The organism is Halosolutus gelatinilyticus (genome assembly GCF_023028105.1).
Classification (GTDB): Archaea; Halobacteriota; Halobacteria; order Halobacteriales; family Natrialbaceae; genus Halosolutus; species Halosolutus gelatinilyticus.
The window spans coordinates 458,024-470,519 of record NZ_CP095491.1 but is presented as its reverse complement, the minus strand read 5'-3'; the positions used below and the strand labels follow the sequence as shown (position 1 = coordinate 470,519).

11 protein-coding genes and 1 tRNA gene are annotated in these 12,496 nt (G+C 61.9%); 5 read left to right on the top strand and 7 right to left on the bottom strand.

Going from position 1 to position 12,496, the window contains the following annotated elements:
- Nucleotides 1–76 precede the first annotated feature (76 nt).
- Entirely contained in the window at nucleotides 77–1,144 is a 1,068-nt protein-coding gene (locus MUH00_RS02385) for an alpha/beta hydrolase (protein WP_247002175.1), read from the top strand.
- 30 nt (nucleotides 1,145–1,174) lie between these two features.
- On the opposite strand, the gene dph5 is transcribed toward MUH00_RS02385, so the two are convergent.
- From dph5 to MUH00_RS02355, 6 genes are all read right to left on the bottom strand, one after another.
- The gene (gene dph5 / locus MUH00_RS02380; RefSeq protein ID WP_247002174.1) at nucleotides 1,175–1,957 is read right to left on the bottom strand and encodes a diphthine synthase; all 783 of its coding nucleotides are present in this window, start codon (nucleotides 1,955–1,957) and stop codon (nucleotides 1,175–1,177) included.
- A gap of 91 nt (nucleotides 1,958–2,048) precedes the next feature.
- Nucleotides 2,049–3,068, bottom strand: coding sequence for a threonine ammonia-lyase (locus tag MUH00_RS02375; RefSeq protein WP_247002173.1), 1,020 nt, complete (start codon nucleotides 3,066–3,068; stop codon nucleotides 2,049–2,051).
- 195 nt (nucleotides 3,069–3,263) lie between these two features.
- Nucleotides 3,264–3,689 carry an ester cyclase gene (locus tag MUH00_RS02370; protein WP_247002172.1) on the bottom strand — a complete coding sequence of 142 codons (426 nt, stop codon included), beginning with the start codon at nucleotides 3,687–3,689 and terminating at the stop codon, nucleotides 3,264–3,266.
- A 109-nt stretch (nucleotides 3,690–3,798) separates the two neighbouring features.
- Nucleotides 3,799–4,191, bottom strand: a complete 393-nt coding sequence (locus MUH00_RS02365) for a RidA family protein (RefSeq protein WP_247002171.1) — start codon at nucleotides 4,189–4,191, stop codon at nucleotides 3,799–3,801.
- An 81-nt stretch (nucleotides 4,192–4,272) separates the two neighbouring features.
- Nucleotides 4,273–4,608 (bottom strand): putative quinol monooxygenase, encoded by a 336-nt coding sequence (locus MUH00_RS02360; protein ID WP_247002170.1) that lies wholly within the window; start codon nucleotides 4,606–4,608, stop codon nucleotides 4,273–4,275.
- Between the two features lie 80 nt (nucleotides 4,609–4,688).
- On the bottom strand, nucleotides 4,689–5,114 hold the full coding sequence (locus MUH00_RS02355) for a Rieske (2Fe-2S) protein (RefSeq protein WP_247002169.1): 426 nt from the start codon (nucleotides 5,112–5,114) through the stop codon (nucleotides 4,689–4,691).
- A gap of 144 nt (nucleotides 5,115–5,258) precedes the next feature.
- On the opposite strand from MUH00_RS02355, the gene MUH00_RS02350 reads away from it, so the two are divergent.
- The 3 genes from MUH00_RS02350 to MUH00_RS02340 all read left to right on the top strand — a co-directional run bounded on the left by MUH00_RS02350 (nucleotide 5,259) and on the right by MUH00_RS02340 (nucleotide 8,308).
- Nucleotides 5,259–6,254 (top strand): class I SAM-dependent methyltransferase, encoded by a 996-nt coding sequence (locus tag MUH00_RS02350; protein ID WP_247002168.1) that lies wholly within the window; start codon nucleotides 5,259–5,261, stop codon nucleotides 6,252–6,254.
- A 132-nt stretch (nucleotides 6,255–6,386) separates the two neighbouring features.
- Nucleotides 6,387–6,459: transfer RNA gene (locus MUH00_RS02345), tRNA-Thr, on the top strand.
- Nucleotides 6,460–7,177: 718 nt separating this feature from the next.
- Nucleotides 7,178–8,308: a hypothetical protein gene (locus MUH00_RS02340; RefSeq protein WP_247002167.1), complete on the top strand. Its 1,131-nt coding sequence runs from the start codon at nucleotides 7,178–7,180 to the stop codon at nucleotides 8,306–8,308.
- Nucleotides 8,309–8,705: 397 nt separating this feature from the next.
- Here the strand turns inward: MUH00_RS02340 and MUH00_RS02335 are convergent, their stop codons facing one another.
- Nucleotides 8,706–10,637, bottom strand: coding sequence for an MEDS domain-containing protein (locus tag MUH00_RS02335; protein WP_425603036.1), 1,932 nt, complete (start codon nucleotides 10,635–10,637; stop codon nucleotides 8,706–8,708).
- Nucleotides 10,638–10,985: 348 nt separating this feature from the next.
- On the opposite strand from MUH00_RS02335, the gene MUH00_RS02330 reads away from it, so the two are divergent.
- Nucleotides 10,986–12,491, top strand: a complete 1,506-nt coding sequence (locus MUH00_RS02330) for a DUF7125 family protein (protein ID WP_247002165.1) — start codon at nucleotides 10,986–10,988, stop codon at nucleotides 12,489–12,491.
- Nucleotides 12,492–12,496: the final 5 nt, after the last annotated feature.

Below are 12,496 nucleotides of genomic sequence, written 5' to 3'. Positions count from 1 at the left end.
CCGCACGCGCGAGCGATCATCGAGATTTCGAGAATCACCACGACAGCTATCCCGGTCGCCGTGATACGCCCCGCACATGACTCGGGACGATACCCGCGCCGGCGTCGACTCGCGGCTCGTCGAGACCGATCGGCTCGAAACGCACTACCTGGAAGCCGGGACCGACGACGGGCCGCCGGTCGTCTTCCTGCACGGCAACGTCTCCTCCTCACGGTTCTTCGAGGACACGCTCGTCGATCTCCCCGAAACGCACCGGGGCATCGCACCGGATATGCGTGGGTACGGCGACTCCGAGACGAAACCCGTCGACGCGACGAACGGACTCGGCGACTTCGCCGCCGATCTCCGTACGTTCCTCGCGGCGATCGAGGTCGACGATCCCGTGACCCTCGTCGGGTGGTCGAACGGCGGCGGCGCGGCGATGCGGTACGCGATCGACCACCCGGAGGCGGTCGACTCGCTCGTGCTCGTCAATCCGGTCTCGCCGTACGGCTTCGGCGGGACGAAAGACGTCGAGGGGACGCCGTGTTTCGACGACTACGCGGGCTCCGGCGGCGGCACCAGCAGCGATGAGTTCGTGACGGCGCTCGCGGCGCGCGATCGGGAGGGTGACGGACAGGGATCGCCGCGACGAATCCTCCGGACGTTCTACGTCGCCCCTTCGCACGCGTTCGATCCGGAGCGCGAGGAGTCGTACCTGACGGGGATGCTCGACACCGCGACGGGCGACGAGAACTACCCCGGATCGGCGACGTCGAGCGAGAACTGGCCGGGCGTCGCCCCGGGAAAAACCGGCGTGAACAACGCCATCTCGCCGAAGTACTGCGACCTCTCGGCGATCGCGGATATCGACTCCGACGAGAAGCCGCCGATCCTGTGGCTCCGCGGCGATTCGGACCAGATCGTCTCCAACGAGTCGATGTTCGACCTCGGGGCGCTCGGGAAGATGGGTGCGGTTCCCGATTGGCCCGGCGAGGACGTCTTCCCGCCCCAGCCGATGGTTGACCAGACCCGCGCGGTCTTCGACGACTACGCCGATCGGGGCGGAGCGTACGAGGAGGTCGTCTTCGGAAACGTCGGACACACGCCCCACGTCGAGGTCCCCGGCGACTTCATGGACAGGCTCGAAAGCGTACTGGAGTGACGCGACGGCACTCGGGCGGACGATCCCGCCTCAGGCCACGTCGAGCGCGTCCCGATCGGCGCCAGCGAGTTCGACCAGCGCGTCCGCTTCGAGCAGGTGACACTCGCCCGGAATCACGAGCAGGTGCAGCGGATCGCCGAACTCCCGATCGGCGAGGTCGGTCATCGTCCCCGCTTCGACGAGGGGGTCGGGGCTGCCCGCGCGGGCGACGACGACGCCGACGAGGTCCGGGTACTCCTCGGCCAGGAGGTCGGCGCCGACGTCGGCGGTCATGTACTCCTCGCGATCCTTTCGATCGGCTTTAATATCGAGGTAGACGACCGTGTGAAGCCCGTCGGCGCGGTTGTCATCGATCGTGTTCGTCACGCTGGCCGGCAGCCCGTCGGCCCCGTGGGCGTAGGGAAACGGGAGGGTTGTCGCCTTCCCGAACCGGTAGTTCTGCAGGCCGGTCAGCGCGCTGGTGGCCGTTTGCGCCGTCACGCCGTGGATCACCCGCGTCTCGATCCCGCGATCGTTCGCCCGCAAGCGGAGATCGACGTGGGTCGTCGAGATCATCGTATCGCCCGCCGTCAGGAACGCGACGTCCTCGTCCTCGGCCGCGGTGAGAACGTCGTCGGGGTGCTGTTCGACGCCCGCTCGATCCCGAACCTCGATCGAGACGTCGTGGTACTCCTCCAAGTCGTCGATCGACGCGCCGATCAGCCTGCTGGTGTAGCACTCGGCGTAGGCGCGATCGGCCCCGCGGAGCGCGTCTCGGCCCTCGACGGTGATCGATCGCTCGTCGTAGAGGCCGAGCCCGATGAACGTGAGCATAGCCGGTCGTAGTCGCAGACGCCGTTATAAGGTTTCGAGTCCGTCCGTCGCGACGGGGCGCCCGGGACCGGGCGGTAGCGCGCGGCTTCTCTCACTCCTCGAGTATCGATCGAAGCTTCTCCATCGCGAGGTTGCGGCCGGAAACCGGGAACGCGACGGTCTTTCCGGCGAGCTCCTCCCTGCGTTCCAGTGCGGCCGCGACGCCGGTTGCACTCGCTGCTTCCGTCAGGATGTGTTCTTCCTCGAGCATTCGTCCGACCGCGTTTCGAAGCGCATCGTCCTCGACGAGGACGAACTCGTCCAGCCGTTCGCGCAGTATCTCGAGGGTCAGCGCGAACGGCACGCGGGTTGCGACCCCCTCCGCGATCGTCTCCATCGTCTCGTGGGGTTCGAGCGTCCCCTCCTTCCACGCGCGATGCATCGCGGGTGCGGCCGCCGATTGCACGCCGATCACGTCCGCGTCGGTGAGTTCGCCGATCGTCAGGCAGTATCCCGCCGCGCTACTGCCGCCGCCGATCGGCGAGAAGAACACGTCCACGTCGGGACGCTCCTCGACGACTTCCAGTCCGGCGGTGGCGACGCCCGCGATCAGCGCCGGCTCGTTGGCCGAGTGAACGTACCGGTACCCGTCTTCGATAGCGAGCCGTTCGGCGTACTCGCGCGCCTCGTCGAAATCGGAACCGTGATGTTCGACGCGGGCACCCAGCCGTTCTATCGCGCGCACTTTTCCCGGATTCGCGTCCTCGGGGACGCAGATCACGACCGGAACGTCGAACTCCCGGCCGGCGTAGGCGATCGACTGACCGTGGTTGCCCGTGCTGGCGGCGACGAGCCCCCGGTCCCGAAACTCCTGCTCGAGCGTCGCGACGAGGTGGATCCCGCCGCGGACCTTGAACGCGCCGGTCGGCAGCGTATCCTCGCGTTTGAGGTAGACGTCGGCGTCGAGTTCCGCCGACAACCACTCGCAGCGAACCAGCGGCGTCTTCGGCAGGTGCGCCGCGACGAGCGACCGAGCGCGATAGACGTCGGCCGTCGTCGTCGGTGTCAAATCGTGGTACGGAAAGACCGTCGTCTCGTCGGGCGACTCGACGGGTTCGTATCGATCGACCATACGTCCATCACGGTGGTCGTTCGATATAGTATTCGCGTACACGGGGTACCCGTCTCGAACGAACCGTACCGGACTGCGCTGACGTTTGCTCGGACCGGGTCCACCTCGCGCGTCTTCGTCGACGGTCTCGAGCGGTCGTCTCTTCCGGATATACGGATCGTTCGGGGCGGTAACGGTACCCGAGACCGCGATCGATCAGTATCGCTCCGAGACCGCTCCGAGTTGCTCGAGGAAGCCGAGCACGTCGTCGACGACCCACCGTTCCGCGATCCGGCCGTCCTCGACCCGGGCGAAGATCGTCCCGACCAGTTCGACCTCGTCGCCGGTCGGTTCGACGCCCATGAATTCGCCCTGATGAGTCGCGCGCATGGTGAACCGGTTCGCGACCGTGTCCCCCTCGGCGATCACGTCGTCGATCGTCCCGTGCAGATCAGGAAAGGCGGCGTGAAAGTCCCTGATCTGCTGCTTGAACTCGTCTCGCCCGTGCAGTTCCGAGGGCTTCCACGGGGAGTGCTGGACGAAGCCCTCGGCGAAGAGGTCGTCGATCGCGTCCACGTCGCCCTCGTTCCAGACCTCCTCCTGCACGCGGCGCGCGAGCGCCTTGTTGTCCTCGATGCTCATGATGTGTGCCGCTAGACAAGTGGTCGACGGCGGGGATAACGGTTGTCTGCGGGCGGCTGACGGGTCCGAAACCCTGACGCTCGCCGCGGGGGTACGAACTCTCTCGGGATCACTCGTCGTCGACGATCGCGACCGCCTCGATCTCGACCAGGTGTTCGGGGTCGATTAACCGCGACACCTCGACCATGCTCGTCGCCGGCCGAACGTCTGCAAAGACCTCGCCGTGGGCCTCGCCGATCGCCTCCCAGTCGTCGATGTCGGTCACGTAGATTCGGGTTCGGACGACGTCCGCGATCGACGCGCCGACCTCGTCGAGGGCGTCGTCGACGATTTCGAGCGCGCGAACGGTCTGTGCGTACGGGTCGTCCGCCCCCACGACGTCGCCGTTCTCGTCGGTCGCCGTCGTCCCGGAGACCTCGACCCGCGACCCGGTCCGGACGGCTCGCGAGTATCCGACCGTTGCTTCCCACTCGGTGCCGGTGGAGACGATCGTTCGGTCCATGCGAGACCCTCATACCGGACGGTGAAAACGCTACCTGAAAACCCCCGACCGATCCGTCAGCCGTCGCGGCGGTGTCGCGTCTCAGGACGAGTCCCGGTCGAGATCGTCCGCAGTGAAGGTGTATACGTCTAGGTCGTCTTCCATCAGGGCGATCGTCTCCATCGGTCCGTCGACCAGGTCGGAAAGTGGATCGTTAAACCGTTGATAGTAGTCCGTTTTCGTGTGCGCGACCATCGCCGCTTCGTCTTCGTACTGCTCGAAGAATCGTACCGTGTGCTCGTCTTCGAAGTCGACCGTCGCCCGGTACCGAACGGTTCCGTCTTCTCGCCGCGACTGGTCCGCCAGATCTCTCACGAATTCGATCGCCTCGTCGTACCGGTCGGGATCGAACGGAATGCTGGTGTGAACGACGATCACGATCGGTCGAAACCCTTCTCCGTAATTACAAATATCTAATAGGACGGGTGACGGAATCGTCACCGGTCCGCTTCGCGGCGTCAGAACGAGAGATGAGACGTCGACGCCGGCCCGTCGTCCCCGTCGTCCTCGCCAGCGTCGACGCCGCCCTCGTGGAGGAAGGTCGCCTCGTCGTCGGCGAGGTAGACCGTGCCGTCTTCGATTTCGATCCCGATCGACGGGAGCGTCGTGTCGGCGGCCTCGCCGTTGTCGCAGTAGCCGCTGCAGGAGTCGAACATCGAGCCGTGTTTCGGGCAGATGATCTCGCCGTCGCGCATCGCCACGCCGCGGCCGGTGTCGAGCCGCTGGGCTTCGTGCGTGCAGCGGTTGATCCACGCCTCGACCCCGTCGTCGCAGGGAACGAGGATGACCTCGTCCCGGTCGCCGTGACGGTTGCGGATCGTGAACAGCCACGATCGATTGTCGCGGACGGTCTCCACGGTCGTCAACTCCGTTCGATTGGTCATCTCCGGGGAGTTCGGTCGCCGATCCGAAAACCGTTTGCGGTTATACTTGCGGGACTCTGCCACCGCCGCGATCGGTGCGTTGCGACGAGTTTTCGCGGGCCGCGAAGCGTCACTACTACGGCCTCCGGGTGCGGACTCCCGAGTATGGAGGTGCCGTGCGTCCGCGTCCCGCGCGAGCAGGGCGAAGCGACCCGATCGCGACTCGCCGACGCGGACCTGATCGACGACGACTACGACATCACCGTCGCGGACGAGGAGGGCGTCCTCTACATCCCCGTTACCGACCCCGACGCCGCGCCGGACGACCTCGACGTGGTCTCCCGCGACGTTCCCGAACGCGAGACGCAGACGCGGCCGGCGGACCTGCTGGGGTTCGAACCGTCCTACGAGCGGCTCGGCGACGTGGTCCTGCTCGACGAGGACTCCGAGGAGCGAGCGCTACAGCTCGCCCAGGCGATCGTCGACTCGGACCTGCCCGTCGAGACGGTCCTGAACAAGCAGTCGAAGGTGAAAGGCGAAACGCGGGTACGCGACTGGGAACTCCTCGCGGGCGAGAGCACCGAGACGGTCCACCGGGAGTACGGTTGCGAGTTCTTGCTTGACCTCGACGCGGTGTACTTCTCGCCCCGGCTGGCGACCGAGCGCTACCGCGTCGCCGAACAGGTCGCCGCCGACGATCGGGCGTTCGACATGTTCGCCGGCGTCGGCCCATTCGTCGTCCCGTTCGCGAAACGCAGCGCGGAGTGCGTCGGCGTGGACATCAACGGAACGGCGATCGAGTACCTGCGCGAGAACGCGCGACGAAACGGGGTCGCCGATCGGATCACCGCCGTCCACGGCGACGTCCGCGAGGTTGCGGGCGAGTACGAAGACTGGGCGACCAGGCTGGTGATGAACCTTCCCCACAGCGCCGACGAGTTCCTGGACACCGCGATCGAACTGGCGGGCGACGATTGCGTCCTCCACTACTACGACATCCAACACGAGGACGCGCCGTTCGATCCGGGGGAGCGGGCGATCCGCGCGGCCGCGGGCGCCGAGTACGACGTCACCGTCGAAACCCGGCGGATCGTCCGCTCGTACGCGCCCCACGAGGTGAACGTCTGTCTGGACGTCCGGCTGGAGCGGGTTACGCGATAGCGTCGCACGATCGGTCCGATTCGCAACCCTTATGGCTGGTATCGATCGTACGTTGAAGTGCACAGATCGCACCCAGTGCCGGTGTTGAGGTGACGACGTCACCGATGCACGGGACACGAACGGAGTGAGTGTGCCGGTGTAGCTCAGCTGGCAGAGCGAATCCTTCGTAAGGATTAGGTCGAGGGTTCAAATCCCTCCACCGGCTTGAATCCTTAGGTTCAAAGCCTCTACCTCCAGGTATCAGAGTTTTCGGAAACAACCCAGTCCCGAATGAGCAGAACCCTGGGTTCAAAGCCGTTACATTGGCTGGGTCAACGGGAGGTGTCGCGGCGTGACGGCCCACGTTCTGATCGCTGGCGACGGCTAGGCTGTCACCTCGAATCCGGTCTCAAATTTACGACGCTCTGCGGCCGGACATTCGCCCCCGAAGAGGTTGAGCGCGAACGTTACGACGGCACGGACAATCACGATCATCCACACTCGGCGAAGTGCTTCGACTGTCTCACCGTCAGCGCTGGCGGGGAGATCAGTCTTCAACGCCGTGAAATTCACTTTGTAGGAGGGGGATCGGCGCGTACCTCCGTGAGATCGATGCGCCGGTGAAGACATGGGAGGCGTTCGTTCAGCTCTCCCTGCACGACGATTACCAGGGCGACGCGGCGAAGGAACGCGATGCCCTCGAGGATGTTCTCTGGACCGAGCCCGATCGGGAGTGGTACTTCGAGAACCCGGATTCGCACACCCTCGCGCCGGCGCTCGCGAGGGCGATCTTCCGAGCTGAAGACCGTGCGAACGGTCGGCGATTCGGGAAAACCATGCATGAACCACCGCGTCTTGAGGCCGGCGTTCGCGATGACGACGACTGGAACCGCGAGTGGGTCTCGATCGTTCTCGACGAGAGCAACGACGTCCGATCCGTTCGTGTGGTCCCCGACTTCGGCTCTGCTCGATCGCTTGTCGGGCTCGACGCCCACCCCGCGGTGCCGCTGTGGCAGGCAAATACCGTCCCCTGGATCAAAACTACCGATGTCCTCGAGCCTGAAGAGCGTCAGCTGTGGCGCCGTTACGAGCGTGGCCTTCGCGTTGTCCAGGTCGGCGATGCGACGCGTCCGCTTTCCGGCGACAAGGCCCTCGAGTGGCTGAACGAAGACAAGCTCGAGGCGCTGCTTGAGCACCTCGTCGACGAGTACGGGACCCAGTTCCGAACTGCGATCACGACGAGTCAGGTCGAGGATCGTCTCGAGGAGCTCATGGAGGAAGCTGGCGTCCACCGGCCGGAGTTGATGCACTTCGGCGAGGAGAAGTCGCGCAACGACTTCGAACACGAACGTGTCGGGCTCGTCAACGGCTACATGGATCCTGGCGACGACTACGTCCTCGATCTGCTCGCCGAACTCGACCTTGAGGCGGAGGTGGAAACGGCTGTCGACGACGCAGGCGAGGAGTACCGGGCCCGCGGACGTGGGTTCGAAGGCGAAGATGCTGAGACTGCCCAGGAGATCCTCGCGAGCGTCCGCGAGAACCACATCGCTCAGGCCGCCGGTCGCTACGCTCGTGACCCGACCGATCCCGACGTCACCGCCACAGTGTTTGTCCGGACCGACGCGATGCCGCCAGGATTCGCCGACGTCCAGGTGCCGGGTGTGGAGTGTGTCTTCACTGACCTCCAGGAGGAGATCGTCGAGGAACTCCGATCGAGTAAGCGCTCGAAGACGGTCCGGGAGATCTCCGAGGCGGTTGGATGCTCGAAAGAGCACGTTCGTCAAACACTCGATCGTCTCGTCGATACTGAGTTCGGAGAACCGTCGGTCCACGTTTCGGAGGGCGCGGGAACCCACGGAGCGACGCTCTATAGCGACTCTGGCCTCCCTTCCGTTGGATATGTTGACCTTCAGGAATCGCCAACTAACCCCTACGGGGACTCTAGTAGGTGGGCGTTGGCGATTTGCGACCCAGACGAGCGCGGAAACGTCGATCAGGGGATGAGTAGCCGGTCCAGTGACACATCTACGGAGGTCTGGGACTGGCGGTCACCGCCTGATACCTGTGACTGACCTCGTCGACAGGCGTCTCGCGGCCTTGCTCGCCCGCTCTCGACCAGCCGCGGCACTCTCTGAAAAACAAAGCCCATGAACGTCTCCGACGACCTCCCCTGGAGCGCGAAACACCTACTCTGGGTGCTCGAGGACGCCGGCGGATCGATACGACGCGACGAACTCCAAGACCGAACCGAGATGCCCTCGCGAACACTCGACCGAGCACTCACCCGACTCGAGAACGCGGACGTCATTCGTCGCGATCGCGATAGCGAGGGAGACCTCCGTTTTGTTCGAGTAGCTCTGTTGAAACCCCTAACTGATGATAATTTCAGGAGGTCATGCTGAATACATAGCGCGTATGCAGAACGTAGCGTTGCACAGGAAGAATGATAGCGAGTTGCAATACAGAAAATTATGTGTCGGCGGTCGAGAGCGTCAACGAAAACGTCGATCCGACTCCGGGCTCAGAGTCAACCCAGATCTTGCCACCGTGGCGCTCAACGATTCGCTCGCAAAGTGCCAGTCCAATGCCCGTCCCTTCGTGATCGTTGCGTGCGTGGAGGCGCTCGAAGACCTCGAAAATTCGTTCCTGATCGTCGGGAGAGATGCCAATTCCTTCGTCGCGCACGGAGATGCGCCACATCTTGCCGGCACGGCCTGCGGATATCATCACTCGTGGCGGCTCATCGTCACTGTACTCGATTGCATTGTCGATCAAGTTCTGCAACAGTTGCCGTAGTTGATTCGCATCCCCCTTAACGTGGGGAAGGTCCTCGACCGTTACGTCGGCATCAGTCTCCTTGATGCGAAGCTGCAAGTCAGCCAGTACCTCGTCAATGAGGGCATCGAGATCGACGGATTCGAACGACTCCCCTTCGGTTTCGATCCGCGAGTATTCGAGGAGTCCACCGATCATCTCCCGCATTCGGTCAGCCCCATCGACAGCGAACTCGATGAACTCTTCCGCATCTGCGTCCAGATCGTCGGTATACTGGCTTTCGAGCAACTGCAAGTAACTCGAAACCATCCGCAGGGGCTCTTGTAGATCGTGGGAGGTGGCGTACGCGAACTGTTCGAGGCGCTCATTGGATTCCTCGAGGCGCTGCTCGTATTCACGGCGTTCGAGTTCTTGCTGGACCCACTGCCCCATCGATTTCAGGAACATACGCTCGGCTTCCGAAAACGACGCGCTCCGGGAGTCGTGGGACACGAAAAAGAACGATCGATCGAGTCCGTGTTCCACTCGGAGCCGCGTTCCCAAATACGATCTCACGCCGAACTCCTCGTAGGCTAGCGTTCCCTCAAATCCTTCTTCCGCGGGAGCGGTGAGGCCGATCGGGTTACCACCGTCGGTCAGGACGCGACAGTACGTCTCAGAGAGGCTCACTTTGGCGCCGGGTTGTAAGTGGTCGTGCGAATCACTGACGTATTCGACTTCGAAAAGATCCAACTGTGGATCGATCCGAGCCATCCCGCCGAGATCGAGATCGAACCGTTCACAACCGAGATCGAACAGGGCTTGGAGTTTTTCATCGAACGATCGCTCAGGTTCCGATGTGATTTCGTAGAGTTCACTCTGGAATCGATCGCGTTCGGTGAGTTCACGTTGAGTTTCCGCGTGCCTAAGTAACCCCTCGACCGTCCGATCGACGTCGAGTGGTGGGTGATCTGTGTCAAAGAACTCGTCCGGCGGCTGGTAGTAGAAGTTCTGGCAGACCGTTCCGTCGTATACGACGAGCGGATGGCTCCGAATCACGTCCGAAAGCACATCCGTAGAAAATCGATCACGATTATACTGGCAGAGGACGACATAATCATCACCCTCGTAAATCGTATTGAGCAGTGCTTCATACCGGACTAATTGATCGAGTCCGGTGTCCTCCTCGAGTGCCCACGTCATCTCGGCGGTGGCTCGAACACCTTCGTATCCCTCGCGATCGCGTGCCTCGGCGAGGGTTTCCTCCCAAAACTCGACCATCGTCTCCGGCTTGAACTCACCCGTCCGGAGGTACGTGTCCGCTTTTGTGTGGATCGATAACGCACCGGAGTCCTGGGCAGCTTCGACGTCGATACCGCCTTCGCGGAGCGCGTCGCGGACTTCCTCCGTCGTATTCTCGTCCGCGACGTAGAGGCACTGCTCACCCTGTTCCAATCCCTGTTTGATGAACGGCACGACCGCGGCGAACTGATCGTCCTGATTATCGTATATGGAAGCGAGATGATCATTTGATCCGTCCCCGCACTGGTGATCGTGTATCGCACTCGCCTTCTGCCGTGCTTCGATGCCAGAGAGGGCGCCATCAAGGCCGAACGTCGTACGTTTGTTAGAGTGCTGTTTGCTCATACTCGGAATTGGAGTGCTGGGATTGAGGGGACATTGAGTCACCCGGGGAGTCTCCCCAATAAGCCATTATCACCTTGGGACGATTGGCTCAAGGAAAAAGGTTCTCATGGGAAAAACGCTATGCTGAATTCATACTCTGTATCCAGCAGCCAGCTTCTGACATTTTTCGATCAGATCCTATGATGCGTGCTGTATACAGGGCGCGTGTCTATCAGTGTGATTGCTTTAAACTGGCCTAAGCTCAACGCTAAACAGCTAGCATTCGCGCCATCCTCGTATGGGAACAGTTCTGCACCACCGCTGTTCCCGGATGAAAAAGCACAACAATGAGCCGGACCTCCTTGAGGTATGGAAGATACGGAAAGTCGCCTTTCGGAGGCTGTGAAGGGAGAGGATCGTCTCTCGACGGGGGTCAGGGGGCTTGACAGAATTCTACACGGAGGACTTATTCCAGGACGGACTTATATGGTCCGTGGCCAGCCTGGGACCGGCAAAAGCGTTCTCGGGTTGCATTTTCTCACAGATGCCACCACCGCCGGTGACAACGAGGCACTGTATATCAATCTGGAGGAATCGGAGGCCGATATTCGTGAAAACGCCAACTCGTTCGGATTTGATCTCGATGGTATCGAGTTCCTCGATCTGAGCCCCGATTCTGAGTTCTTCGTTAACGATCTCTCCTACGATATCTTCACCTCGGACGAGGTAGCCGAAGAATCGATCACCGAGAAAATTACGGAGCGGGTTACGGAAGTTGATCCCAACATCATCTTCATTGACCCGCTCACGCAACTACGCTATCTGTCGTCCGACGATTATCAGTTCCGCAAACAGGTTCTCTCGTTCATGCAGTTTCTCAAAGAACAGGAGACGACCGTGCTGTTTACCTCTCAGGACACGGAGTCGGAACCCGATGACGATCTGCAGTTCATGAGTGACGGTATCATCCATCTCGGTCGGTCGTCGAAGGGCCGAACAATTGAGGTTCCCAAGTTCCGTGGCACGGATTTCGAGAGCGGCGAGCACTCACTCACAATCGAGTACGGCGGACTGACAGTGTATCCCAACCTCGTCCCCCGTCAGCACGAACAGAAATTCGACGCTGAAACCCTCTCCTCTGGCGTCCCGGAGTTAGACCAGCTACTAGACGGCGGTATCGAGCGCGGAACGGTCTCTATCTTGACGGGACCGACCGGCGTCGGAAAGACCACGACTGGGATACAGTTCATGAAGGAAGCTGCAGGGAGGGGTGAACGATCCGTCATCTATTCCTTCGAGGAGGGAAAGGGAACGATCTTGCATCGGTGTGAGTCGATCAATATCCCGATTCGCGAAATGCTCGATCGGGAAGCACTCCAGATCGAAGAGATAGAGGGATTGCAACTTTCCTCCGACGAATTTGCCTATCGAGTGCGCAGGCAGGTCGAACAGGAACAGGCGAAAATCGTGATGATAGACGGGGTCACGGGCTACCAACTCGCCTTGCAGGGTGATGACCAGAATCTCACTACCGAACTCCATTCGCTGTGTCGATATCTGAAAAACATGGGCGTGACCGTTATTCTCGTGAGTGAGACGAGAGATATCACCGGGCCGTTCCAGGTCACCGCAGAGGGCCTCAGCTACCTCGGGGATACGATCCTATTCCTGCAACATATAGAGGTTGACGGTCAGATGCACAAAGCGATCGGGGTGCTGAAAAAACGAACGAGCGACTTCGAGCGGACGATGCGCGAGTTCCAGATCACCGAGTACGGGGTCCAGATCGGCGATCAGCTGACGGAGTTACGTGGCATCCTAAGCGGGACCCCGGAATGGGACGACTCCGAACAGGGTAACATCGGTGACAACTGATGCCC

Bases quoted from the DNA above. Each gene is read 5' to 3' on its own strand.
- MUH00_RS02385 (WP_247002175.1), top strand. From the start codon at position 77: ATGACTCGGGACGATACCCGCGCCGGCGTCGACTCGCGGCTCGTCGAG.
- dph5 (WP_247002174.1), bottom strand. From the start codon at position 1,957: ATGCTCACGTTCATCGGGCTCGGCCTCTACGACGAGCGATCGATCACC.
- MUH00_RS02375 (WP_247002173.1), bottom strand. From the start codon at position 3,068: ATGGTCGATCGATACGAACCCGTCGAGTCGCCCGACGAGACGACGGTC.
- MUH00_RS02370 (WP_247002172.1), bottom strand. From the start codon at position 3,689: ATGAGCATCGAGGACAACAAGGCGCTCGCGCGCCGCGTGCAGGAGGAG.
- MUH00_RS02365 (WP_247002171.1), bottom strand. From the start codon at position 4,191: ATGGACCGAACGATCGTCTCCACCGGCACCGAGTGGGAAGCAACGGTC.
- MUH00_RS02355 (WP_247002169.1), bottom strand. From the start codon at position 5,114: ATGACCAATCGAACGGAGTTGACGACCGTGGAGACCGTCCGCGACAAT.
- MUH00_RS02350 (WP_247002168.1), top strand. From the start codon at position 5,259: ATGGAGGTGCCGTGCGTCCGCGTCCCGCGCGAGCAGGGCGAAGCGACC.
- MUH00_RS02335 (WP_425603036.1), bottom strand. From the start codon at position 10,637: ATGAGCAAACAGCACTCTAACAAACGTACGACGTTCGGCCTTGATGGC.
- MUH00_RS02330 (WP_247002165.1), top strand. From the start codon at position 10,986: ATGGAAGATACGGAAAGTCGCCTTTCGGAGGCTGTGAAGGGAGAGGAT.